This window comes from Corynebacterium sp., assembly GCF_030530965.1.
Lineage (GTDB): Bacteria > Actinomycetota > Actinomycetes > Mycobacteriales > Mycobacteriaceae > Corynebacterium.
In genome coordinates this window covers 26162-49919 of record NZ_JAUMTY010000012.1, presented here as the reverse complement: position 1 = coordinate 49919, position 23758 = coordinate 26162, and the positions used below count along the sequence as shown (strand labels likewise).

The window sequence follows — 23758 nt, the reverse complement described above, 5'->3', positions numbered from 1 at the left end:
GTATTTACGGTTAGCCACGGGATCAAATCCTCCAGGATTCTGCCCGCACCGCCTTCTGTCGTATAACCCGTTGAGGAGCAGGGCGCGTTTACAGGAAACGAGCTGCAGTTGGAGTTCGAGAAGCTGAAATCCGTGCTCGCACGGTGAACGTCATAGAGTGGTACGCACGACAACTCGCGGTACACAACGAACAGAGGCAAGAAAGAGGACCACATGACGTCTGCTGAATCCGACGGCACCTACCCCGTCATCGCAGTGGTAGCCGGTGAAGGGCCCACCGCAGTGTGGCATATCGACACCGATCCGCTAGCCAAAACAGGGCAGTTCGTCGGCGCGTGGATCGTCGGCACGGGAAAAACAAGCATCCAGCCTGGCGAAACGAATAATTTATCCTGGGCGGGGGCGGAACTCGATCAATCCGTTCTTCCCATGCTTATCGACGGTCACCCTGTTGTGGCGACCGATAGCGGCAGGAAGGCACTCGCCGCCATTGAAGCCGATGACGAAGGAAATGCGACGTCCGACGGAGGAAGCGCGACGTGGAGCGTCGTCAATGTTGATGACACCGTCGCTGCGATTAAGGAAGCAGTGACCTCGTATAAAGAGGCGCTGAAGGCCGAAAATGCGCGTCGGAAAGCGGACGGCAAAAGCACGTTGAAGGGGCAAACGTACCCCGACGTCGCAGATGTGGAGCCTGCCTATGATGCCGCGGAGGCGCTCGGCGTCGATAACCCGCTGGCTAAAGAGTGCTGGGCCTGGGCGGAGGGGATGCGGCGGTTAGTGGACACGTGGAACGGCATCGATGCTCAGCGCCGGGCCAAAGCCACCGATTATTTGCAGCACTTTGGCAGCAAGGAGCCGCAGCCGATTCCCCTGGTCACGCGCACAACTGAGGGCTAGCAGGCGGCTCGACAAACCCAAAGTAGGGAACAATTGGCGCACCAGCCCCGGGATTTGTGTCTACCCTGGGTTTTATGAGAACAAACACCGCCCGCGACGATGACAACGTCATCGAACTGAGCGACTATGCCAGTCGCGCGCGCGGCGGTGACGGTAGCCATTTTCCTCAGAACCAACGCGAACCCGTCCTCGATGGCCACGAGCCTGTCGCGCGGGAAGCCGCCAGCCTGGTGCTTTCTGTTCACCAGAGCGGTGGCGATGGCCCTCAGTACCGAATCATCGGGATTAACGACGCTCTCCACGTCGCAGATTTCTTCACCGTGCTGGACACGTGCTTCGGGTGTGATGGTGACGCAGAATGGGCGATTCATGGGGCCGACGAGACAGGGGGAGAACGCGAGTCCTTCGTTGGTGATCAGTCGCTGTATGAGCTGCTCAACGCCCCCGGCGACACGCTCGATGTGACCCGCCGCCAACCGGCGGACACGGACATGAATGCTGGAGGCACGAACGTTGGTGAAACGAGCACCGGGGACGCTAACTCCGCCGAGGCGAGCACCGCGAATGCTAACTCCGGCGAGGGGAGCGTCGATAAGAATGTCGATGACCCCGATGACCTGCACTTTCATATCGACGTAGCCGAGTGCTATCTACGCGATCACGGGACCCCCGACGCGTTGTGTGTCGGCGGGGACGAGCACGCCGATTTAGACAGCATCAATGCAGAGCTGACCGGCGCGGCGACAACGCAGCACATTCTGCACGCGACGAAACCGACAATCCGTTCGGCTATCGAACGAAGTGGCATCTTTGACTTCATTCCGCTGCTCCAGGCTTTGGACTTAGGCCGAGAAACCAATGTGGACGCGGACACGCTGGCGCTATGCCGATGCCTCCCGAAGGAAAAGGATCCGGCCGGCCGCGATGCGGCGGTTGCCGAGATCATGGCCCAAGCAGCCCTGGTTGAAGGCCCTCTGCGAGCGGACATTATTGAAACGATGATGGAAGCGATCGGCTGGGTAGCCGACGACGGTTCGGAACTGAAACTTCCCGAAATTGACCATCTGGCCAGCGAAACTTTGCAGGCCTTTGAGCACATAGGGCTCACGGGGGATAAACGATTGTCCTCACTGGAACGGCTTGAATTGTGCCGAGCGATCATCCGCGCGGATTAAGTATCGGAGGGCGGACTAGGTATAACGGGGCAGATTAGATAGGACGGCGACGAGTTGACGACGACGGACACAAGCCGGGGGAGGACCGCGAAGCGCGTTGAAGAGTAAGCTGCCAGGGCGTGAGTGAAACCAAGCCTGACCACCCAACCGATGATCACGCCGAGCCGGAACTGCTGACACCTAATCTATCGGGGGCTTTAGCTGCCGAAAGTGCCGCGATGGATGACGTTGATGCGGCGACGGAAAGCGGTGCCGCATCCGCAGACGCCCCAACGCCACGCGACCCGGCCACCCCCGGCGCCGCGGGCGTTGACGCACCGGCTCCGCAGGGAGCGAGCGTCCTCACTCACCTCTATAAATTCGTGATCGCAGGCGGGATCTCCGCTGTCGTGGACTACGGCCTGACCATGATCATTCAGCATGCGTTCGGGCAGTCATACCCGCTGGCGAAGGCCATTGGCTTCATCTTCGGCACCATCACGGCCTACATCATCAACCGACGCTGGACCTTCGAGGCGGAACCGTCGACAAAGAAGTTCCTACAAACGATGTCCCTCTACGCGCTGATGTTCGCCGTCCAGTGGGGACTTGCGGTGTCCGTGAACCACCTCTTGCTTAACGCCGGGGCCAGCGCGTTCATCGCCGGAACCGTCGGTTATGTCATTGGTCAGGGGGTGGCCACCGCCGTGAACTTCGTTGTCCAGCGGTGGGTCATTTTCAAAACCAACTAGGGGGCCGCTCACGGGGCCGCCTAGGCGGCTTTACCTCATTTCCCCAGCGTGTGGCGCAGCGCCTCCTCTAGATTAGTGAAGCGGAACGTGTACCCGTTCTTCTCCAACGCCTCGGGCTCCATCTTGACCGACGAGAGAGCGAGCTGATCTGCGCCCTCCTTGCCCATCAGGGCATCCGGCCCCACACGCGGAGTCGGAATAACAGACGGGCGGTGAAGAACTTTCGCCAGCGTGGACGCGAATTCTTTTTGCTTCACGGCGTTGGGAGCGGCGGCGTTAATCGGCCCCGACACCTCGGGGTTAAAGGCGGACCAGATGTAGATCTGCGCAAGGTCATCAATACCAATCCACGGCTGCCACATCTCGCCCCCGTTGAGCGGGCCGCCTCCACCCATGAGGTACAGCGGAAGCTGCGCACCCAGAAGGCCTCCGCGGGCGGATAACACCAGGCCAGTGCGGACGAGAACTACACGAATACCAGCCTCTTCCGCCTCCAGCGCGGCGCTTTCCCAGCGCTGGCAGACGTCGGCAAGGAAGTCATCCCCGGCGGGTGAATCCTCCGTGACTGTGCCCGCGTCGGAACCATAATATCCGCTGGCAGAAGCGTTAATCAGCGTTGTTGGGCCACCATCCGATGCGGCTTCCTTCATCGCGTCGACAAGCGTTGTAGTGGCGTCGATACGCGAATCAAGGATCGACTTCTTGTGATCGTCAGTAAAACGTCCCATGATCGACGTCCCGGCCAGATTGATCACAGCCGACGCCCCCTTCAGCAGGGAAGGATCAAGGGAGCCCTTACTGGGATCCCATCGCTTATAGGTCACGCCGGGAACCCGCGAGGTGCGCGAACTACGCGTTAACGCGACAACACTGTGGCCCAGCGAACGGAGAAGCGCCGAAATTGCCTGTCCTACCAGGCCTGTTTCACCCGCAATGACGAACGTCTGGGCGGTAGTCGGGTCGATGGCCCCATCTTTATTAGCCGTCCCACTCTTCTCGGTCGCGTCACGCAACTGCTGCTGGAAAGTCAGATCAGCCACAATCTGGCGGGTGCGGAATTCAAATGTCCGCTCCAGCTCCTTATCAATCTTCCGCTTGACCAGCCAATTCTTACCCAGAACGGACGTCTTACCCGGAAGCTCCGCGGTCACCTGATCCTGAACAAGCGACGACCCACCACCGGAATCGGAAAACGTGTCATCCGAAAACGTGTGGGTGTGCTCCCACGAATCCAGAGGCCCCTGCACCATCGTGTCCGTAAACGACTCACCCGGCGTGTACGCGGTGTGGCGCGCCTTCCACTTCACCGTCGTCGAGACCGGCGCTAAGCCATCTAACCAGGGCAAACCCATTTCTAACTCAGTTTCAGAGCCCTCCGCGAGTCCCTTGCTGGGGCCCGAGGTGAGCGTCGTCGAAAAGTCGGGGCACAAACGTGCAGCGCCACCAGCTGATTCGTAATACTTAACGACGTCGCGACGGGGGAAGGGGATGCGTGCGGTGTGTGAATATTCGATAGTCATAATTCTGCTCGTCCTCCTCGATGATTGGGTTATGGACGGTGTGTGGCCCATTGTTGCAGAAACCCAGGACACGCGTTGCCGGTACGACGAGGGACGTGTTCGAGTGACGACCGCGACGCGTCCGCGTGCCGACGTGGGACGTCGTGAATTAGTTGATGACGATTCGAACATTGCGGAATACCCGTGGGGGGTATAGCGTTGGATCTATCGGATACCCCAGGAGGGTATGTGATCGCCCACGTGCCCGCGTGGACGTCGGTCAATGACAGCAATATCGAGGAGATCGTGATGACCACACGTAAGTACAAGATTTCGGGCATGTCCTGCAGCCACTGCGAACGCGCTGTTCGTGACGAAGTCAGCGAAATTCCTGGCGTTCACGTCGATGAGGTGAGCGCTGAGACGGGCATGCTGACCGTCAGCTCGGACGACGACATCAAAGACATGAAAGTTCTTGAAGCAGTGGAGGAAGCGGGTTACTCGGGCACGCGCCTGTAAAAACTGACCCGCCACACCAAAGGGAAGCGAGAGAAGTGCCACAATCAGTGACGACAAGTCCTGACACCACATCACAGGGTGCCATCGACGGCGTGACCATACCCGAGGGTTCGGTCATCGAACTCGACATCGGCGGAATGACCTGTGCCTCGTGCGCAAACCGCGTGGAACGCAAGCTCAACAAGCTCGACGGAGTGCAGGCCACTGTTAACTTGGCGACCGAAAAAGCCAAGGTCACAGCGCCGCCGACCGTGACCACTGATGACCTTATCCAGACAGTGGAAAAAGCTGGCTACACAGCGACGCTCGAAGAACCCGCCGCGCCTGCTCATGAGAGCACCGACGATTCCACTGCCGACGACGATCACGCGCCAGGCAACGGGACCTCTGGATCTACGCAGAGCGAAAGCCCGATTGAGCGAGAGACGGCGAACTTCCGGCAACGTCTGATTGTGTCCGCATGGCTAGCGATCCCTGTTATCGCGATGGCTATGATTCCCGCCCTGCAGTTCCGAAACTGGCAGTGGCTGTCCCTGACGTTGGCAGCGCCTGTCATCGTGTGGGGAGCGCTTCCCTTCCACAAAGCGGCCTGGACAAACCTCAAACACGGCGCGACCACCATGGATACGCTCATTTCGATGGGCACGCTGGTGGCATTCGCGTGGTCGCTCTACGCCCTCTTCTTCGGCCGAGCCGGTGAGCCAGGACTGAAGCACACCTTCACCATGATGGCTTCGCATACCGACGCGTCGGCCAATATCTACTTAGAGGTCGCTTCCGGTGTCACGCTATTTATCCTGGCAGGGCGCTATTTCGAGAAGAAGTCCAAGCGAGAATCCGGGGCTGCCCTTCGGGCGCTACTCAATATGGGCGCCAAGGAAGTCACACTTCTTGACGACGGCCAAGAAAAGCGGATTCCCGTTGAGAAACTGCAGGTTGGAAACACGTTCGTGGTCCGGCCCGGCGAAAAGATCGCGACGGATGGCGACATTGTAAGTGGCTCTTCGGCTATCGATGAGTCCATGCTCACCGGAGAGTCTGTCCCCGCGGAAGTTGGGCTTGGCGACCACGTCACCGGAGCGACGGTGAACACCAGTGGGCGGCTTGTTGTTCGTGCAACCCGAGTCGGTTCTGATACGCAGCTGGCCCAGATGGCCCGCATGGTTGAGGATGCTCAAACCGGGAAAGCGCAGGTCCAGCGCCTAGCGGACCGCATTTCCGGTGTTTTCGTCCCCACCGTGATCAGCATCGCCCTGCTCACACTCATCGTCTGGCTGGTGTTGGGGCACGGATTCGCCGCCTCCATGACAGCCGCCGTCGCGATCCTCGTTGTGGCGTGCCCCTGCGCCCTGGGACTGGCCACGCCAACAGCGTTGCTGGTTGGTACCGGGCGCGGTGCGCAAATGGGTGTGCTGATCAAAGGGCCGGAGGTTCTGGAATCCACCCGGAACATTGACACTGTTGTGCTGGACAAAACAGGCACCGTCACTACAGGAACGATGGCGCTGACGAGTGTTCATGCTGGTAGCAACTCATCTGATGATGAAGTTCTGGCGATCGCTGGGGCAGTGGAAGGCTCATCGGAACATCCCATCGCACAAGCTATCGCTCAGGCGGCGAAGGCGAAGGGGCTCGAGGCCCACGAGGTCACCGACTTCCAGAACAAGGAAGGACGTGGAGTGCGCGCGGTCGTCGACGGGCATGACGTGTTCGTCGGTAAAGAATCCCTGCTCAACGAGGCCCGAGCCCCCTTGGACGACGAACTTCGGCAGGCGAAGAACGACGCCGAACATGCCGGGAAAACCGCCGTCGCCATTGCGTGGGACGGTGAAGCACGCGGGATTCTGGTTGTCGCCGACACGGTGAAACCCACCAGTGCCACAGCAATCAGCCAACTCAAAGGACTCGGCCTCAACCCGGTCTTGCTGACTGGTGACAATGAGGTTGTTGCCCAGCGTATCGCCAAAGAAGTAGGAATAGACGACGTTAAGGCCGACGTTCTTCCCGCCGACAAAGTGCAGGTCATCCGCGGTCTTCAGGACCAAGGGAAAACCGTGGCCATGGTGGGTGATGGCGTCAACGACGCACCGGCGTTAGCCCAAGCAGACCTGGGTCTGGCTATGGGAACCGGTACGGATGTCGCTATCGAAGCCGCCGACATCACACTTGTTCGAGGAGACCTCACCAGCGCTGTTGACGCGGTACGGCTCTCCCGGGCGACGCTCGCGACCATCAAAACCAACCTGTTCTGGGCCTTCGCGTACAACGTCGCTGCTATTCCGGTGGCAGCGTTGGGGCTTCTCAACCCCATGATCGCGGGAGCGGCCATGGCGTTCTCGAGCGTATTTGTGGTGGGCAACAGCCTGCGGTTGCGCGGGTTCACCAGCGTTAATAGGAACGTCGGCACTCACGCTGATAAGACTGATAGGAATGCCACTGCACACATTGTCGAGGAGGAACGGGCGAAATGACAACCCCATCAACCATGGATAGCGCGGCTGAGCAGCAACTATGCCACGCGTGCCACGAGGCCCACGCCCCCCACGGCTATATCTCGGAAAAAGAGCGGTACCTTCACCGGATGAAGCGGATTGAGGGGCAAGCGCGCGGGATCACAAAAATGATCGAGGATGAAAAATACTGTGTCGACATTCTGACGCAGATCAGCGCGCTCACGAAGGCGCTGCAAGCGGTTGGCCTGGGGTTACTCGACGACCACCTCAATCACTGCGTGCTCAACGCTGCCCAAGCCGGCGGCGATGAGGCAGAGCAGAAACTCCACGAGGCATCACAAGCCATCGCCCGGTTAGTGAAGTCATGACCCCGACGCGATCTATTCGAATAATCGCTGGCCAACCATCGAATCGCCCTCTCTAATCCCACCGGGGACAGCAAACAGGGCAGATGCTTGGTGCTGGAGGTACTCAGTCATGGCGTCCTTTTCCGTCATCTTCTTGAGGATCGGATAGAACCCCTCGCGCGGATCCTTCGAATACGCAATAAAGAACAACCCGGCGTTCAACCTGCCCAAGGAATCATTCCCATCGGTGTAGTTGTACCCACGCCGAAGCATCCGATGGCCCTTATTGTGCTCCGGGGCAACAACAGCCACATGAGAATCCGCTGGTACAGCCAGCTTTCCGCCGCGCCGGGCAGTGTAATCAACGTCGTCAAACTCGTGATCATCGGAGGGGTCCTCAACGGACAAGGGGGCACCGTAGCGCTTATCGCGCCCGATGACGTCCTCTTGTTCCTCCAAAATCACGCGATCCCACACCTCGAGATACATGTGGATCTTCCGGGCGACGAAGTAACTGCCGCCGGCCATCCACCCGTCCGTCACCCACACATCTTTATCCAGCGCATCAGTTTCGTCGCTCTTGATGTTCTGCGTGCCGTCCTTGAACCCAAACAAGTTCCGGGGAGTGTCCTGATCGGTACTGGTCGATGACGTCCGCCCGTAGCCGATCTGGCCCCACCGCAGCCGCACCGTGCCGAACCCGATCCGCGTCAGATTCCGGATCGCGTGCACGCACACCTGCGCATCATTGGAGCACACCTGCACCAACAGGTCGCCATCGCTCTGCTCAGACCGGAGCGCCTCATTGGCGAACTTGGGCATCCCCTCCTTGATGACGTCCGGCATCTTCGCCTTCAGGCCAAAGCGATCCTTACCCTCGCCGTCGACAAAAAGTCCCTTCCCGAAGCCGAAAGTAATGGTCAAACCGCCGACCGGGTAATTCCATGCCTCGCCAGTGTCCCTCGGGACGGCCTTGGGGTTGGCGCTCGGCTCGCCACCAATCAGCTCCCCCGCACACATTTGTTCCGACGCCGACGTCCACGAGGTCAGCATGTCTTTGAGATCGTCGACGTCGTCCGTCGTGATGTCGAACGCGGCGGTGTACATGTTGTCTTGCGCAGGCGTTGTTATTCCCTGCTGGTGCTCGCCGCGGAACGGGTAGACGAGCGAGGTGGGGTCGGATTTGTGCTTGTTTTCCGCAGCGTGAACGGCTAACCCGCCGATGCCCGCGCCGGCGATTCCGGCGAGGCCAGCGAAACCGGCGGTAGTGAAGAGTCGGCGTCGTGAAATACCCCGCGTACGGCCCTGTTCCTCGGTATCCGGCGCGTCCGACGCATTCGTCGCATCGGTCGAACCGGTTGGCTCATGCGCTGAACTATCAGGTCCGACGTCACCGCGGACTTGTCCGTCGGCATCGCGGCCGGGTTCACCGCGACCACCGCGTTTCGGTTTCGAACCACGCTCAGGGTTGTCCTTATGGGGTGACACCATTTCCTCCTCATCGTGTGCTTATAACCCTTGTCAGGGGTATGCGCGCCCGCTCACATGCTCCCGCTGAGCAGAGCTCGCTTCCGCGCGCCCCCTCACGTTCAGCAAAGTCCGCCCGTCGCTAGTGCAGAATCGCCCCCGCAACCTGCGACAATGGCTCCGACAAACCGTTGATCGCGTCAGAGAAGTCGCGCTGCGTGTCGGTGTAATCCGACTCCTTGGGCGCCTCACCCGCGTCCTTCTGAACGGTGGCGATCTCGTCATACGGCTTGTAGGTCGGGTCGCCATCGAATCCGTCGCCCAGGCCGGTGACCTCTCCGGTCTTCTGAGCGTCGATAAGCTTATTGACCTTGTCGAAGGCGCGCGTGATCTTCTTGTCCAGGTCCGCGTCCTTCTTCTTCACCAGGTCAGCGACGTTGCCGTAGGCAACCGTGGCACCCTCAACATTCGCCTTGAAATCGTAGAGGTCAGTGTGCGAGAACGTGTCCTCCTCGCCGACGATCTTCGAGGTCGCCACTTCCTCCATCAAGCTGGAGGCGCCATCGACGACGTCGGAAAGGTCGAGTTTGAACTTGCCGTCGGTTCCCTCAAGGTTGCCGTAGACCAGGTCGTACAGCTTCTTCGTGTCCTCATTGAGCTGGTCAGCGGCCTTCTTCCGGTCCTCGTCATTGGCGAAGTGGAAGTCGTCTCCGCCCCACAGGTCAGCCTCGATGCGGTGCCAGCCGGTCCACTTCTTGAGCACATCTTTATCAGTGACATCTTTGCCGGCGTCCGCGGCAAGGTCCTGGATGCGGGCATCGAGCGCGGTGTCGAGGTCGCCTGCTTCCTTGATGCCGAAGGACTCCGCGGTGGGCTCGATGCGCTCATAATTCGCGCGGGCGAGCGGGAACAACTGCTTGGCCTTCTCGGTATCTCCGCTGGTGTAGGCCTCGGTGAACGCCTGCGTCCCGGTGAGCAGCTGCCCGACCTGGTCCTTCACATACGCGGTGTAGTTCGTGATCGCCCGGTCCTCAGCCTCTTTTTCGTCGTCAGTCAGTGTGACTTCTTTGCCCTTGGTGACCGTGAAATCCTTGAGCCCAACAAAATCGCCAACCATGTTTGGCTTGCACGCCGTGTGGTACGACCCCTGCTTCAACGCGGTCGTCAGGTTTGCTGTGGTCCCGGGGCCAATATTTTCTTGCTCCGATTCAATCTGGAGTTTGTTTTCGGCCAGAATCTCGAGCTCGTTGGGCTTTGTGCCGTTATTGGTAATTTCAAACTTGACGACGCCCGACGGGACTTCCGACGTGGACAGTTCGCACGAATCGTCGGTGATGGTGACCTGGATAGTCTGGTCGGCTTTGGCGTTGTCATCGCTGGACGAGTTCTGGGGATTGTCGGTGCACGCGCCGAGTGTGAGAGCGGTGGCAACGGATGCGATGGTCGCGGCGATGATACGTGGGGAGCGCGAGTGAGATGTCATGATGGCTTTCTCTCGGGGAATGGGGGGATGATGGAACGGGGAACGGAGGGAACAGGACTATTTGTCGGTGGCAGGTGCTGAAGACCGCGCCGGGTTTGAAGGGACTGAAGGGGTTGAAGGCGCTGAAGGAGCGAAAACCTTGCCCCTGATCTGCAGGATGAACAGCACGAGGACAGGCACCAGGTACACCCACCAGGCAATGACTTGCGCGACGGTGGGCTGCACGTTGATTTGGAACATCGCTTGCCCCACCACATAAACCCAGTACAGCGGGGACGTGTTTTCGGGGAGAAGGTGGGAAATATTCCATGCGTGGTTCATGACGCCCGGAATAACCCCGGCCTCTTGAAGGTCTCCGATGCCGTAGGAGCAAATACCAGCGGCGACGAAAATCAAGAAAATGCCGGTGGCGGCGAAGAACATGCGCATGTTGATGCGAGCAGCACCTTTGTACACTGCCCACCCGAGAATGATGGCGATAATCAGCCCAAGCACGACGCCCGTCGTGGTGGCTGCCACATTGTTTTCGATCGACGACCTCACGGTGGCCCAGATGAACAGCGCGGTTTCCATGCCTTCGCGGCCGACGGCGAGGACGGCGATCCATACGACGCCCCAGCCGGATTCGTGCTCGCCCAGGGTTTTCGCCATGGAGCCCTCGAGTTCACCTTTCATCTGGCGGGAGTTCTTCCCCATCCAAAAAATCATCCAGGTCACAAGGGCCACGGCGACGAGGGAGAGGCCTCCGCCGATGATTTCTTGTGCCTGGAAGGTGAGTGTTTTTGGCCCCCATGTCAGGATGGCGCCGAATGATAGGGGGACGAGGGCTGCCAGTCCGATACCTAGCCATAGTTTGGGGTAGACATCTTGTCGACCAGCTTTTTTAAGGTAGGCGAAAAGGATTCCCACTATAAGGGTTGCCTCAAAGCCTTCTCGGAGAGCAAGCAGGAGATTCGCAATAAGCATGACGTTCCTTTTCTGTCCGTGCATGGTTAATGTACTCGGACAAGATAGGTCAGACAATGCTTAAAGAATGAAGAGGGGGCTATGCACCCCCGCCCTCTGCGCTAAGGGCGAGTAAAGCGCTCGTTGCGCCCCTGGCGGTGGAGCTTCAACCAGGAGACAAAACCTTTGGGATCTTTCCGCTGAATAAGGAAGAACCAGGCGAAACGCGCATATTCCTGGGGTATGAGTTTCCTCATCCCAGGCTGGTTCATGAGGTAGCCACGGTTGCGGTACGTGAAATACCGCTTGTTCTCGTTATCGGGATACTGAGTGTGCATCTTCCCGAAGAAAATGGGCTTGAACTCATCTGCCCCCGTCGGGTGCAGGTAGGCAGCCTCCAGCGTCGTCCCATAAGGCAGGCCGGACCGGTTGAGCCGACGGTTGTATTCGACCTCGTCACCACGGATAAACAGCCGGAGGTCGGGTACTCCCAGCTGATCGATGGCATTCGCGCTGAACAATGCGCCGTTAAATAGTGATGCGATGCCGGGGATGAATGTGCCGTTCTCGGTCCCCTCCAGCTCGCTCCGCTTCCGTTTCCATTCGACGGTGCCGGGTAGGCGAACCGGAAACGCCAGCTGGTCGGGGTTCTCAATTCCTGCAACCACGGGGCTGACTTCCTCAAGCCCGTGCTTTTCCGCAACGCGCATTAATGTGGCCAGGACCTCGGTGTTTTCCGGCCGGCCGTCGTCGTCGGCGCAGAAGATGGCGTCGGCACCGAGGGCGAGTGCGGTTAAGAATCCGTAGGCGAAACCACCGGCTCCGCCGAGGTTGTGCTGCGAGGGGAGGTAGACGGGCGTCGGCGAGGTCGGGCTATCGGCGCAGACGCTCTCCACGAGGTCTTTGACTTCGGGCTCATTGCCGTTATCCACCACGACAACCCACTCCGGTGCCAAGGTTTGGCTTGCGACAATGTGCAGCGAGTTGGCCAGCAGGTCACGGCGTTTATGCGTCACGATGACAGCGGCAATGCGGTCCGACGAAGAAAGAGGCATGCGGTTAGTATCGCACATGCCCGCGCGGGCAAGGACAGGCTGCACAATAACCCGCTAAAAAGCCTGCGGAATTGGGCGCCGGATAACGGGTTATAAGCAACGGTTTTATAGGGCAGTTTCCGACGACGGGCTCTGCTCGGAGGTCTTCACGTTAGACACCGGCACGCTACCGTTCTTCTGCGCGTGTTCAATGGCCATATCGCGCATCACGTGACGAACCTGCTCAGCGGCCTCTGGCCCTTCGTATTGTTCGACGATATCGTCCACCTGCCCAGCCTGGCGTATTTCCCCGTGGTCCACCCACAACGCGGACGTACACAATTGCGCCAAGAATTCGTCCGAGTGGGAGGCGAACACCAAAATTCCGGAGCGTTCCACCATTTCGCGGAGCCGGTCACGCGCCTTCGCCATGAACGCGGCGTCAACAGCGCCGATGCCCTCGTCGAGAAGAAGAATCTCCGGCTCAATGGACGTCACAACCCCGAGCGCGAGGCGCACGCGCATACCGGTGGAATAGGTGCGCAGCGGCATGTCGAGGTAGTCGCCCAGCTCGGTGAACTCGGCGATCTCATCCATCTTGGCCTGCATTTTCTTGCGCGTCTGCCCCAGGAACAGGCCACGAATAATGATGTTTTCGTAGCCGGAGATCTCGGGGTCCATGCCGACGCCCAGATCAAACACCGGTGCCACGCGCCCGCGAACCTCCGCAGACCCGCGGGTGGGTTCGTAGATCCCCGACAGCAGGCGCAGCAGCGTGGACTTACCAGCACCATTATGGCCGACGAGCCCCACCCGGTCGCCGTCCTGAAGGTGGAGGTTGACGTTCTTCAGCGCTTCCACAACGACGACGTTGTCGGCGTTCCGGCCGATGGCCCCGCCGGCAGCTCCGAGGAACGCTTTCTTCAGCGAGCGTGATTTGGCGTCGAAAATGGGGAAATCGACGCACGCATTGTAGGTATCAATACTGACCATGATTGTGGCTTCTCCTGTCCCCATGATCCGTTGTGTGTACCGCGGAGGCAATCGTGGCGGGACCAACCGCCCGCCCCGCGGAAGCGGCTGTGCGTGTATCGGACATCGCGTTTACACCCAGTAGCTCACGCGGCCGCGCCATTGCCGCATCGCAATCGTCGTGATGAGCAGACCAACGACGGTACACAGACCGACGATCACCCAGCTGTACCACATGACCGGAACACCAGTGAGCGGGCCGCGGACGATTTCGAGGTAGTGCATGAGGGGGTTGAGCTCGGCAATGCGGGCGCGCTCACCGGCTGCACCGCCACGATCGCGCAGTGTTTGCATCGTCCACACGATCGGCGTGACATAAAACGCCAGCTGAATGAGCGATTCCAGGAGTGGCGCAATATCACGGAAGCGCGTCGAGATAATCCCGAAGAACATGCCAACCCACACACCATTAATGACGATCAGCGCCAGCGCGGGGATGGAGAGGAACCAATCCCACCCCAGCGGACGCGGGAAAATGATCATCAGCAGAACATAGATCACGAGGTTGTGCAGCAAGAAGAGGAACTGTCGCCACACCAACCGGTAAACGTGAACCGATAACGACGCTGGTAGCTGCTTAATTAACCCCTCATTCGCAATGAATGTTTGCGCCCCTTCAATCACGCACCCGGAGATAAAACCCCAGATAATGAGCCCGACGGTCACGTGCGGGAGGAAATCGTGCAGCGGAATGTTGAACAGCAGTGAATAGAGCAATCCGAGCGCTAAGGCCATGACACCAGTAGCGATCGTGATCCACAGTGGGCCAAGGACTGAGCGACGGTAGCGCTGTTTGATGTCTTGCAACCCCAGCGACAGCCACAGCTCGTACGACTGGAAGCCGCGCACAAGGTCGACCCATGCTGCTCGGAGGGTCTGCGACTGCGACGGCGGTATAGAGCTAGTGGGCTCTTTAATCATCCGATCGATGTCGGCCTGAGGGGCTCGGTGAAGCGCAATTCCCCCGGCTTCATCGGAACCCGCGCCGGCGTTGTTCGCGGCCGTGCCCTCAGTTGGTTCTATGTCAGCCATAATCCGTACCCTACCTGTGTGATGGGACAAGCAGTTATTAATCCCAGTGGTGTGCCTTGCTGATGTTCATCGTGTCAGCAGCGACGGGTAGATTACCCTGGAGCTACTAAACCGTTATTGTGTGCGGTGGGTCAGTGATCATGACGCGTCGCAATGACAAGCGAATAGCGGTAGAGGCCTGCATGAACCGTGTCCCCAGTTCGTCTAAGGAAAGGTGTGCCATGTTCGACGTCGCCCACGCGCGTGGACTCTATGTTTGGTTAGGCGAGGGCTGGGTGTACTTAAACGCGCAGGAACAGGCGCAGATTCCGGAGCGAGTGAACACAGCGGCGACGTATTCGTTCAGGAACGCCCACTTGCGCACGGCCGTTGAGGCAACGTCGGGCAGCCATTCTCAAAGTCAGAAGTCGGGGGCGCCGATCGGCGATTCCTATGTGGCCTCGGCGCGCCGGGCTGTTGCCGACCTGGTCGGTGCCCGGGCGAACCAGGTGGTGCTGGGTCCGTCCCGTGCGGCGCTGCTCCGCAACTTGGCGGACTGCCTGAGCCACCGCGTCGGGATCGGCACCGAAGTCGTGCTGGCCCGCAGCAATGCGGATTCCGCGATCGACCCGTGGGTGCGCTCCGCTCATTTGTATGGGGCGACGGTGAAGTGGGCGGAGGCCGATCTCGCCTCCGGTGCGCTTCCTGCCTGGCAGTTTACGTCGCTGGTGTCGCCGTCGACGGCGATTGTGGCCTTGCCCGCGGCCCATGCGTTGGTGGGTGCGGTGACGGATGTGGAGGCTATTTCTAGCTCGGTGCACCGCATTTCGCCGCGAGCTTGGACCATTGTCGACGCCACCGATGTGCTGCCCTACCGTCATGTGGAGATTCAGTCGTGGGGTGCCGACGTGGTGGCGCTGGATTTGGCTCCGCTGGGCGGGCCTGAGCTCGGCGCGTTGGTGTTCCGCGATGAGGCGATGTTTGACCGTCTGCGTCCGCCCCGGCGTCGGGGATGGAGTTCTGCCTCGTCCGTCTCCTCGTCTGCGCTTGGCGTTTCGGCTGGTCAGGTGCGTGGTCGTCATGCCGGTGCCGGTGTGGTGGAGTGGGATCCCCCGCAGGCGGCACTGTGTGGTTCCGTGGCGGCGCTCGTTGATCATTGGGCGGGTCTCGACGATTCCGCGACGGGTACCCGACGCCGACGGCTGCAGTCCACCATGCCGAAGATCGATACCTATCTCGCGGCTCTCGCAGCGCATTTGCTTTACGGATTGAAGGACTTGGGCGTCTATGTCATCGGTTTCGACGACGAGTCCTCGCACGTTGAACGCGTGCCACGCATCAGTTTCATCATCCCCGGGATGTCGGCGGAGGCAGCCCAGGCGCGCCTGGCCGACAACGGAGTGATCGTGGGCGTGGCGGAGAGTGATTCGCTCTTCGACGCTATGGGGGTCACGGAGTCCGGCGGGGCGCTGACCGTGGGGTTAGCGCCGTACAACACCGCCCACGACGTCGACCATCTGTTGAGATCGGTCTCGGTTCTCCGCTGATCGGGGCTGGCCGGGCCTATTCCACGGTCAGCACGATTTTCCCGGTGACCTCACGGGACTTCAGCAGCCGATGGGCCTCGGCCGCGTCGGCAATAGGAAGTGTTTTCGTCACCTGCGCGGATACGGTTCCATCCTCCAACAGAGGCCAGACGTGTTTGATCGTGTCCGCCACGACGGCGGCTTTGTCGTCGAGGGAGCGGCCGCGCACATTCGTCGCCGTGATCGACCCTCTCTTGGATAGCAGCCGCCCGATATTCAGCTCGCCCTTGACGCCGCCCTGCATGCCGATGATGACAAGGTGGCCTTTCTCACCCAACGCTTTCACGTTGCTATCCAGGTATTTCGCGCCCATGATATCCAGGATGATGTCGGCACCACCGTGCTCTTTCATCACCGCGACGAAGTCGTCGTCCCTGTAATTGATGAGGATATCCGCGCCCAGCGAACGACAAAGCTCCAGGTTGTCGGCGTTGCCCGCGGTGGTGGCGACGGTCAGCCCCATCGCGTGAGCCAGCTGAATGGCGAAGGTGCCGATGCCGCCCGACCCGCCGTGGATCAGCACGGTCTGGCCTTTCTGCATGCCAGCGACCATCCCCAAGTTCGACCACACCGTCGCGGCAACCTCAATCACCCCCGCCGTGTCGGTGAGCGACCATCCGCGCGGTACGGGAAAGAGCTGGGTAATGGGCACGGCAACACGTTCCGCATATCCCCCGCCAGCGAGGAGCATTCCACATTCATCGCCGACGTTCCACTGCTTGGCAGGTTGTGTGTCGCCTTCGCTTCCCGGCGTCGAGCCTGAAGCTTGTGACGACGCCAGCGGAGGACCGAATGCTTCGATCGTTCCCGCGGCTTCGAGCCCGATGATGTCCGACGCGCCGGGCGGCGGTGGGTAATGTCCGGCGGCTTGGAGGACATCGCCACGGTTGACGCCGGCGGCGTGGATTCGGACGAGCGCTTCTCCCGGTCCGGGGGTGGGGTCGTCGGTGTCGGTCCACTCCAATGAGGTGGGGTCAGTGGTGTCTTGTTGAATAATTGCCTTCATGACGTCGAGTGTAGAGGCGTGGGTTCGTCGTGCGCAGGCGTATATTTCGATACGCTATAGGTAAGTCGTGCTAAGAGCTCGCTGTGTTGCTTCCGGCAACCGGTACAGCGATGAACAGAAGGAAAGCCCCATGCCTCGCTCCTCGGATAACTGGAATAACGATAAGTCGACGTCTGATTCGGACGGTTTCGGGTATTCGCACTCGTCAGATGGGGGTGGAGACGCGTGGGGTGATGCGGGGGAGCGCTCCAACGGAGGCGTCCCGCCGAAATACGGCTACGAACCAAATGGCAACTCCCAACAGTCGGGTAGCGGTAGCGCAGCCGCCAAGGATGCGAACTATGACGTGACCGAGACGACGGAGTTTCAGCCATCTCCTCCGGGGGCATCCGCTGCTCAGCAGGGGCAATATGGGCAGACGTATGGGCAGTCCCAGAATGGTGCCCAAGGATATGGACAGGGCTACGCGCAGGGATATGGCGCGTCGCAACAGGGTCAGTACCAGCAGCCGAATCAGTATTCGACGCAATATGGGCAAGGCCAGCAGTACGGACAGCAATATTCCCAGGGTCAGCAATATGGCCAGCAGCAATACGGGCAGCAGCAGTACCCCGGTAGTGCTGCGTATGGATCTCGCGCCGGTTCCGCGTCGGTGGGGGCAGGTTCGGGGACATCGGGGTTCCCGCTCGGAAAAGTTTTAACGCTTATCACTGCGGTGGTCGCGCTCGTGGCCGTGGTGGGTCTGTTCTTCTTTGGACGGGAACAGGGTTGGTTCGATACATCGAATAATGAGGCCAGTTCTTCCCAATCGCGCGATGCGGGGCAGAACAATGGCAATGCTCAGAATCCCGGCGATCAGGGACAAGACACCACCGCGGGTCAGAACGACAGCAATAGTAACGACGGTCAAACGTCGGGTGGAGACACGGACCGAGACGCGAGTAACGGAGGAGATGTTTCGTCGGGACGCCCTCAGTACCCCAACTTGCCGTCGGGGGTCTCTCCCGCAAATAATTCGGCAGCAAACGGTGAACCAGCCGGGAATCTAAACAATGTGTATGTGATGGGTGGGGTCACAACGTTGCCTTTTGCAAGGAACGTTCGGGATGCATTCGTACGGAATTATCTTTCGACGGGCGAGCTAAATGCCTCGCTAAAGGATGTGTATAGCCCAGATCTTGGCCGCACCTTTGACATGAATTGTGTTGATAATGGCCAGTATGTGCGGTGTGACGGCGGCAAGAATGCGATCGTCATTATCTCTTAAAACATCATCAGGATCGATGGTGGAGATGCCGACGACAGCACGCGCTGAGAGTCCGCGCTTCCCCTGGGTATAGGCTTGTTTGGAATGCTAATGCGCGTCCGCATTGTATAAATTGCTATAGATTGCGCATAATAAAGCTTTCGGGAAAGGTGACGACCGCGTAGGGCACAGGTGACTCATGGGCAGACATGCGAACAAGCACGCACGTTCTGCTCGTGACGAATCTAGCCAACGGTGGTTCACCAACCACATCGAGCACGCGGATTCCGCGTCACAGAACGACGCTGACCAGGGCGAATCAAAGAAAAATAGCCGACGGTATTCCTCGCATCAGAGCGCGTCACGTGGTGGCAGGCAGGTCACCGTTGCGGAACTTCTGGCCCGCGGCAAGCAGGGCGCTGAGGCTCCCAGTACGTCCCCCGGCACGTCGTCCGCCACCACAACGCGTGGCAAAAAAGATGCGGACGCTCGCGGCAGGCATAAGGCGCAGGACAAGTCCGCTCCGCACACTCCCCGCACACTGTCTCCTGAGGAATCAGGGGCACCGCAGCGCTACATTCCGGAACGGGCCCGCTCGGACAAACGGGCACCAACACCACCCAGTCCGGCGAAATCGGAGACACCGGCAAAACCCGCCCCGCCAAAACCCTGCCCGCCAAAACCCTCGGCACCGAAGATACCCGACACCTCCGATTCCCACGTCTCACGTCGGCCTTCTGGCTCGAGACCAGCCAAATCGTCCGTCCCCGTGGGCCCGTCGAAACGGCGTCGGCACTCAGTTGCTGCAGCCTCCATCGGCGTGGGTGTTGTTGCCTGCGCGTTATTCGGCGGAACGTTCGCCGCATGGCAATCAGGTGTTTTAGGGACCCCCGGGGCCTCGAATAGCCACCACACAGCGTCGAATACCGCGAATGACCAGAACGGCGACGAAACCGGCGGCGGCGATGGGAACAAACAAGGCGGTTCCACACACCAACAGGGCGATGGCGAACCGAAGGGCGATCAGGAGGTCCGGCTGTCCACTATTAAGAATCGGCCGACAACAGCACCGCTTCCCGATGACGCTATCCCCGCCAACGCGGCCGCCATCCAGGACGACGAGGCCGGGCAGTTTAACCTGGCGTACACCGGGTCCGATAGCACGCCCGCAGCGTTTGCGGTGGCCACGCGGAGGGTTTTCGCCCAGCAATACGTCAAAACGCTGAACACAAACATGACGGTGGACGTAAAAAGCCCAGTCAGTGGGCGGAATATCGCCATGAACTGCCGCGATAACGGTGGCTTTGTCACCTGTGAGGGTCCGGACGACGAAAGGGTTTACATTCAATGATGGGCAACTTACCTGGAACGGATACTCCACGCGCGCACCGTCGTCGCCGGTTTCGCATGTGCGTCGCCGGACTGGTCGCGTCGGCAGTGATGCTGTCATCCTGCACCATCGGCAACCCGGATCGAGCCGATTCCACACCATCATCGGTGCCGGAGAATGCCGATACGTTGCCGCCCAGCGTGCCCGGCCCGCACCCATCCATCGAAAATACGGAGGCAGGCACCCCGGAGCTATCGGGTAAAGCCGACGCACCCATGCAAGAAGCCGTTGACCAGGTCATTAAGAAATACGGGGGAATGGCGGAGTTGGCCGTCTCCGATGGAAAGCAGGTCCGGCGTTTCGGGCACGTCGATCCGTATCCTGCGTGGTCGTCCATCAAGGTGCCGCTGGCTATTGCTGCCCTCCGCAATAACAATTCCGACGACATCCAGGCGAACGTTCGGGACGCTATTCGTTCTTCCGACAACGACGCCGCCGACGCTTTATGGCGATCCTTGGGCGGCGGAGAAGCCTCCGGGCAAGCGGTCCACCAGGTTTTAGCTGACGGCGGCAACCCCAATATCAAGGTGCAGATCGACGCGATTCGCCCCCACTATTCGGGCTTTGGCCAAACCCAGTGGCCCGTGGAGGACTCTGCCCTGTTTGCGGCGAACCTTCCCTGCGTGCCGGGCGCGGAATATGTCATCGACCAAATGGGACAGATTAACCCCGACCAGCGCTGGGGCCTGGGCACAATCCCCGGCGCCCACTTCAAAGGTGGATGGGGGCCAGACGAAGATGGTGCCTATCTCGTCAGGCAGATCGGGTTTTTCGACGGTCCGACGGGCCGAATAGCCGTCGCCTTAGCGGCTCACCCCTCGGATGGAACGTATGAGACGGGGCAATCTGCGTTGAATGACCTTGCTGCTGTGGTGAAAGCGCACCAGAAAGAGTTCACACCCGCTCAGTGTGGCAAGTAACTTCTCTACATATCGCGCCGGGAAGGGGCCTTTCCCGAGCTTGGTGTTGCCGGTGTGGATGGGCTAGCATGGTCACGTTGTGCTGAGAGCGCTCCGCCATGTCGTGCCGTTTTGCGACGTTTTTGTCGTTGATCGACGGTTGCCGAGGATGGAAGAGCTGATGTACAGCACATACATAATCGCTTGGAGGTATGGCAGAGCGGCCGAATGCACTCGCCTTGAAAGCGAGCGTCCCTAACACGGACCGGGGGTTCAAATCCCTCTACCTCCGCAGTAATCCCCAGCGTGCGGGCTGATGCCGGCCTCGGCGCTGGGGATGTTTTGTGTTATCCTGGCGTCATCATGATCAGCCCGCTCGCCACACTGGTGGCTCGGGCTGATTTTCGTTACTGGGAGAATCGTGATGGCGTGTTATTACAAACCTGGGCTCAATCTCGAAGGGCAAGTTCAGGAATTATCCGACCGTGGCCTCGTCGTCAATGACATATCCCGAGCCGAAGAGCAGGTTCGTCGGATCGGTTACTACCGTTTGTCCAGCTACTTGCACCCTTTTAGGCAGAGAGACGCAAGCGCTGGTGACAGTGGTGGATTGCTAAATTCGTATAAGCCGGGCACCACCCTGGATCAGGTTCTTGCTTTGGTTGATTATGATCGCCGCTTGCGTTTGCTGATGCTGGATGCGGTCGAACAGATCGAGACCTCGGTGGGAGCGCGCCTTGGATATGCTTTAGGCAAAAGGTCGCCGTTTGCTCATTTCCAAAGTTTTCTTTTCGACGAGAGTTTCATAAGCAGTTATAAATACGGTGCTTGGCTGGCTAAAGCTGGAGAGGCTCAGGAACGTTCGCACGAGCTCTTTGTCCAGCATTTCGATGATGCCCATGGAGGGTACCTCCCCATTTGGGCACTGACTGAGCTGCTTGATTTAGGTCAATTAGCGGTGCTTTATAGCGGCCTGAAACGAGAGATCGCCACGGAGGTAGCCCAGGGCTATAGCGTGCCGACGAAGGCGCTTTTTCGGAGTTGGCTTGCCAGTATTAACGACGTTCGTAACCTCTCTACTCATCACGCGCGTTTATTCAATCGAAAATTAGTTCATGCTCCGAAACGTCCCAAAGCAGGTGCCATTGCGAAACTGGAGCATCTTCGAGAGCCTGGTTCCTCGAAGGGAGGATTTGGCCTCTATAACGTGATTGCCATCATGGCGTACCTGCTTGACGAGGTTGACCCGGGCACGACGTGGCCCCAGCAATTGACAGCGCTGGTAGACCAATTCCCGACTAATGAACACATTGATATTGACTCGATGGGATTTCCGCAAGACTGGAAAGAATTAGATTTATGGAGCGCCAGTGCTTGACGCTTTATGAGCTTAGTCAGTGAGTTAAAACTGTTCGGATAGTAAACTGAAGAAGAGTCCGAGTAAATCAGACCGCGACAGGAGTCCCAAAACAATGTCTCCCAAGGTTCAGTACGCAATTCAAGTCCTTCTGATCCTTGGAAGCTTGGCGGCCGCCTATATTGTTGTTAACGCTGCTGACATAGAGGAAAGCTATAGGAGCCGAGTACTCCTCCTAGGGGTTACAGTCGGAGCCGTCGTCGCGATTGTCTTCAATCTCGCAGTGGATAGGAAGAGGCGTAGAGACTCTCGTGACTCGAAACAGTCAAAGACGGTGACGTTTTAGTAGCGGGTCTTGTGGCATTTGCCCTCGTCGGTGTGATCCTCTGCTGGCTGCGCGCTGAATTCAACATCACGCTGACCTATAGAGCGACAGAGGGTGGCACAGAGGATATCGACTTCACTCTTAAGACTTGCCTCCTATGGGCAGCAACTGGAGCCTTAATAGGCGCTACATCCGCTTTCTCGATAAAGTCTTCTAAGAAAAAATAGGCGACGGAAGAAATTATTGGGAGCCTCTCACTCTCATGCCGGGTTGAATTTCAGAGAGCAAGACAAAGAAAACTCACCGGTGAGATCGTGCAATTACACATAGAAGAACGGACGACTCATCCAATAACTTGCCCCGCCAAAACTGCGTTGCCTGGCGATGGTGAGTGGATGATCAGCCACTAATAGATCCCAGTGGGAGTCCTCTGCCATCACTCGACACGTTAACGGCTTCTACTTGACTGGTAAATTCCCTAGGGACTGTTTCTTCGCCCAAAGCCAAGTCGTACCATAGCCTGGATATGTTAGCTCCTTCGCTGGCGGGCTCGTCAACGTCTTTAGCCACACATGAAAGGCTATATAAACCCCATTCAGATTCATCAAATGGGTAAGTGCCAAAGTCTCGCATGTCCCTACGGAAATCTTGCATGAGGACTTCGCGAGTTAATGCATCTCCTCCATGTGTAATTTCGTCAGTTACATAGAGTATCTCTGTGATCTCTCGTGCCTTATCTATCCTTTTTAAATACTGTTTATGGAATTGTTCAAGGTCAGACTCTCGAGCGAGGAAGTAAGTTGTAAAAAGAAGAGTTTCGCCCAACATGAATCGGATCACCGCCTGTAATGAACTCTCCAGAAGTTTTATATCTTGATTGGGCGTCGCAATGCCTTAAATAGCCAGCAAGCGAGATAGCCCGTGGGCCACCCAATATACCCGGTCAGTGCACCTAGGTAGCGGTCCTATTGTTCAAGAATTGAGAAAGCGCCTGCCGCATAACCCCGCCGGGGTTGACATCGTGCCTGGCAGCGTAGGCGCCAAGGGCAGTGCTCAGTTCGTCAGGGAGGCGTACCTAACGGCGTAGGGAGCGCCCCATTTTGTGTTGACTTCTGTCTAGCCGAGGTCGGCCTGATGAAAAGCCGAAAGGGCGAACTCTCCCTCGGCAGTATCACGAGGTGTGGTGCTGTTTTCCAGGGCCTCGATTGCGGCATCGGATTCTGCCCACGCGGAAAGATCGCGGGCGCGTTTCTCTCGGTCAGTCTCCTGGGTCATGGGTAGTCCTCGCCTTCCTTCACTATCCTTTTGATCTTTGCTCGAGCCTTCATGCAGTGGAAGCTGTCACCAGCCTAT

Annotated in this window: 21 protein-coding genes and 1 tRNA gene; 12 read left to right on the top strand and 10 right to left on the bottom strand. The window is 58.9% G+C overall.

From position 1 onward, the window contains the following. Positions 1 to 213: 213 nt before the first annotated feature. The 3 genes from Q3981_RS04065 (at position 214) to Q3981_RS04055 (ending at position 2806) form a co-directional block, all read left to right on the top strand. A complete protein-coding gene (locus Q3981_RS04065) occupies positions 214 to 900 on the top strand; it encodes a hypothetical protein (protein WP_303124167.1) in 687 nt (228 codons plus the stop codon). Positions 901 to 974: 74 nt separating this feature from the next. Then, a complete protein-coding gene (locus Q3981_RS04060) occupies positions 975 to 2075 on the top strand; it encodes a hypothetical protein (protein ID WP_303124165.1) in 1101 nt (366 codons plus the stop codon). Between the two features lie 119 nt (positions 2076 to 2194). After that, entirely contained in the window at positions 2195 to 2806 is a 612-nt protein-coding gene (locus Q3981_RS04055; RefSeq protein WP_303124163.1) for a GtrA family protein, read from the top strand. Positions 2807 to 2841: 35 nt separating this feature from the next. Here Q3981_RS04055 and Q3981_RS04050 read toward each other — a convergent pair whose 3' ends face one another. Beyond that, complete coding sequence (locus tag Q3981_RS04050; protein ID WP_303124160.1) at positions 2842 to 4326, bottom strand: TIGR01777 family oxidoreductase; 1485 nt, start codon at positions 4324 to 4326, stop codon at positions 2842 to 2844. A 228-nt stretch (positions 4327 to 4554) separates the two neighbouring features. Between Q3981_RS04050 and Q3981_RS04045 the strand changes: the two genes are divergently transcribed. The 3 genes from Q3981_RS04045 to Q3981_RS04035 all read left to right on the top strand — a co-directional run bounded on the left by Q3981_RS04045 (position 4555) and on the right by Q3981_RS04035 (position 7645). Next, a complete protein-coding gene (locus Q3981_RS04045) occupies positions 4555 to 4824 on the top strand; it encodes a heavy-metal-associated domain-containing protein (RefSeq protein ID WP_368410086.1) in 270 nt (89 codons plus the stop codon). A gap of 92 nt (positions 4825 to 4916) precedes the next feature. After that, positions 4917 to 7295: a cation-translocating P-type ATPase gene (locus Q3981_RS04040; protein ID WP_303124176.1), complete on the top strand. Its 2379-nt coding sequence runs from the start codon at positions 4917 to 4919 to the stop codon at positions 7293 to 7295. 14 nt (positions 7296 to 7309) lie between these two features. Further along, positions 7310 to 7645, top strand: a complete 336-nt coding sequence (locus Q3981_RS04035; protein ID WP_272867029.1) for a metal-sensitive transcriptional regulator — start codon at positions 7310 to 7312, stop codon at positions 7643 to 7645. A gap of 12 nt (positions 7646 to 7657) precedes the next feature. Here Q3981_RS04035 and efeB read toward each other — a convergent pair whose 3' ends face one another. From efeB to Q3981_RS04005, 6 genes are all read right to left on the bottom strand, one after another. Beyond that, positions 7658 to 9115 (bottom strand): iron uptake transporter deferrochelatase/peroxidase subunit, encoded by a 1458-nt coding sequence (gene efeB / locus Q3981_RS04030; RefSeq protein WP_303124158.1) that lies wholly within the window; start codon positions 9113 to 9115, stop codon positions 7658 to 7660. A gap of 118 nt (positions 9116 to 9233) precedes the next feature. Continuing rightward, the gene (efeO, locus tag Q3981_RS04025) at positions 9234 to 10574 is read right to left on the bottom strand and encodes an iron uptake system protein EfeO (RefSeq protein ID WP_303124156.1); all 1341 of its coding nucleotides are present in this window, start codon (positions 10572 to 10574) and stop codon (positions 9234 to 9236) included. Positions 10575 to 10631: 57 nt separating this feature from the next. Further along, positions 10632 to 11540, bottom strand: coding sequence for an iron uptake transporter permease EfeU (gene efeU / locus Q3981_RS04020; protein WP_303124154.1), 909 nt, complete (start codon positions 11538 to 11540; stop codon positions 10632 to 10634). Between the two features lie 101 nt (positions 11541 to 11641). Beyond that, the gene (locus Q3981_RS04015; RefSeq protein WP_303124152.1) at positions 11642 to 12574 is read right to left on the bottom strand and encodes a glycosyltransferase family 2 protein; all 933 of its coding nucleotides are present in this window, start codon (positions 12572 to 12574) and stop codon (positions 11642 to 11644) included. A gap of 105 nt (positions 12575 to 12679) precedes the next feature. Continuing rightward, the gene (locus tag Q3981_RS04010) at positions 12680 to 13546 is read right to left on the bottom strand and encodes an ABC transporter ATP-binding protein (RefSeq protein WP_303124173.1); all 867 of its coding nucleotides are present in this window, start codon (positions 13544 to 13546) and stop codon (positions 12680 to 12682) included. Positions 13547 to 13657: 111 nt separating this feature from the next. Further along, complete coding sequence (locus Q3981_RS04005) at positions 13658 to 14506, bottom strand: ABC transporter permease (protein ID WP_046203404.1); 849 nt, start codon at positions 14504 to 14506, stop codon at positions 13658 to 13660. Positions 14507 to 14838: 332 nt separating this feature from the next. Between Q3981_RS04005 and Q3981_RS04000 the strand changes: the two genes are divergently transcribed. Then, complete coding sequence (locus tag Q3981_RS04000) at positions 14839 to 16143, top strand: aminotransferase class V-fold PLP-dependent enzyme (RefSeq protein ID WP_303124150.1); 1305 nt, start codon at positions 14839 to 14841, stop codon at positions 16141 to 16143. 16 nt (positions 16144 to 16159) lie between these two features. Here Q3981_RS04000 and Q3981_RS03995 read toward each other — a convergent pair whose 3' ends face one another. After that, positions 16160 to 17188 (bottom strand): NAD(P)H-quinone oxidoreductase, encoded by a 1029-nt coding sequence (locus Q3981_RS03995; RefSeq protein ID WP_303124148.1) that lies wholly within the window; start codon positions 17186 to 17188, stop codon positions 16160 to 16162. Positions 17189 to 17318: 130 nt separating this feature from the next. On the opposite strand from Q3981_RS03995, the gene Q3981_RS03990 reads away from it, so the two are divergent. From Q3981_RS03990 to Q3981_RS03970, 5 genes are all read left to right on the top strand, one after another. Beyond that, positions 17319 to 18455 carry a hypothetical protein gene (locus tag Q3981_RS03990; RefSeq protein WP_303124146.1) on the top strand — a complete coding sequence of 379 codons (1137 nt, stop codon included), beginning with the start codon at positions 17319 to 17321 and terminating at the stop codon, positions 18453 to 18455. Between the two features lie 178 nt (positions 18456 to 18633). Beyond that, positions 18634 to 19785 carry a hypothetical protein gene (locus Q3981_RS03985; protein ID WP_303124144.1) on the top strand — a complete coding sequence of 384 codons (1152 nt, stop codon included), beginning with the start codon at positions 18634 to 18636 and terminating at the stop codon, positions 19783 to 19785. Beyond that, positions 19782 to 20744 carry a hypothetical protein gene (locus tag Q3981_RS03980; protein WP_303124142.1) on the top strand — a complete coding sequence of 321 codons (963 nt, stop codon included), beginning with the start codon at positions 19782 to 19784 and terminating at the stop codon, positions 20742 to 20744. The genes Q3981_RS03985 and Q3981_RS03980 overlap by 4 nt, the downstream gene beginning before the upstream one ends. Before the next feature lie 185 nt (positions 20745 to 20929). Beyond that, positions 20930 to 21015 (top strand) — tRNA-Ser (locus Q3981_RS03975). Positions 21016 to 21147: 132 nt separating this feature from the next. After that, positions 21148 to 22101, top strand: a complete 954-nt coding sequence (locus tag Q3981_RS03970) for an Abi family protein (RefSeq protein WP_303124140.1) — start codon at positions 21148 to 21150, stop codon at positions 22099 to 22101. 703 nt (positions 22102 to 22804) lie between these two features. On the opposite strand, the gene Q3981_RS03965 is transcribed toward Q3981_RS03970, so the two are convergent. Further along, complete coding sequence (locus Q3981_RS03965) at positions 22805 to 23233, bottom strand: hypothetical protein (protein ID WP_303124138.1); 429 nt, start codon at positions 23231 to 23233, stop codon at positions 22805 to 22807. A gap of 288 nt (positions 23234 to 23521) precedes the next feature. Next, positions 23522 to 23680, bottom strand: coding sequence for a hypothetical protein (locus Q3981_RS03960; protein WP_303124135.1), 159 nt, complete (start codon positions 23678 to 23680; stop codon positions 23522 to 23524). Between the last annotated feature and the right edge of the window lie 78 nt (positions 23681 to 23758).

Bases quoted from the DNA above. Each gene is read 5' to 3' on its own strand.
- Q3981_RS04065 (WP_303124167.1), top strand. From the start codon at position 214: ATGACGTCTGCTGAATCCGACGGCACCTACCCCGTCATCGCAGTGGTA.
- Q3981_RS04000 (WP_303124150.1), top strand. From the start codon at position 14,839: ATGTTCGACGTCGCCCACGCGCGTGGACTCTATGTTTGGTTAGGCGAG.
- efeU (WP_303124154.1), bottom strand. From the start codon at position 11,540: ATGCTTATTGCGAATCTCCTGCTTGCTCTCCGAGAAGGCTTTGAGGCA.
- Q3981_RS04005 (WP_046203404.1), bottom strand. From the start codon at position 14,506: ATGATTAAAGAGCCCACTAGCTCTATACCGCCGTCGCAGTCGCAGACC.
- Q3981_RS03990 (WP_303124146.1), top strand. From the start codon at position 17,319: ATGCCTCGCTCCTCGGATAACTGGAATAACGATAAGTCGACGTCTGAT.
- efeB (WP_303124158.1), bottom strand. From the start codon at position 9,115: ATGGTGTCACCCCATAAGGACAACCCTGAGCGTGGTTCGAAACCGAAA.
- Q3981_RS03995 (WP_303124148.1), bottom strand. From the start codon at position 17,188: ATGAAGGCAATTATTCAACAAGACACCACTGACCCCACCTCATTGGAG.
- Q3981_RS03960 (WP_303124135.1), bottom strand. From the start codon at position 23,680: ATGACCCAGGAGACTGACCGAGAGAAACGCGCCCGCGATCTTTCCGCG.
- Q3981_RS04015 (WP_303124152.1), bottom strand. From the start codon at position 12,574: ATGCCTCTTTCTTCGTCGGACCGCATTGCCGCTGTCATCGTGACGCAT.
- Q3981_RS03985 (WP_303124144.1), top strand. From the start codon at position 18,634: ATGGGCAGACATGCGAACAAGCACGCACGTTCTGCTCGTGACGAATCT.
- Q3981_RS04035 (WP_272867029.1), top strand. From the start codon at position 7,310: ATGGATAGCGCGGCTGAGCAGCAACTATGCCACGCGTGCCACGAGGCC.
- Q3981_RS03980 (WP_303124142.1), top strand. From the start codon at position 19,782: ATGATGGGCAACTTACCTGGAACGGATACTCCACGCGCGCACCGTCGT.
- efeO (WP_303124156.1), bottom strand. From the start codon at position 10,574: ATGACATCTCACTCGCGCTCCCCACGTATCATCGCCGCGACCATCGCA.
- Q3981_RS04060 (WP_303124165.1), top strand. From the start codon at position 975: ATGAGAACAAACACCGCCCGCGACGATGACAACGTCATCGAACTGAGC.
- Q3981_RS04050 (WP_303124160.1), bottom strand. From the start codon at position 4,326: ATGACTATCGAATATTCACACACCGCACGCATCCCCTTCCCCCGTCGC.
- Q3981_RS04010 (WP_303124173.1), bottom strand. From the start codon at position 13,546: ATGGTCAGTATTGATACCTACAATGCGTGCGTCGATTTCCCCATTTTC.
- Q3981_RS03965 (WP_303124138.1), bottom strand. From the start codon at position 23,233: ATGTTGGGCGAAACTCTTCTTTTTACAACTTACTTCCTCGCTCGAGAG.
- Q3981_RS03970 (WP_303124140.1), top strand. From the start codon at position 21,148: ATGGCGTGTTATTACAAACCTGGGCTCAATCTCGAAGGGCAAGTTCAG.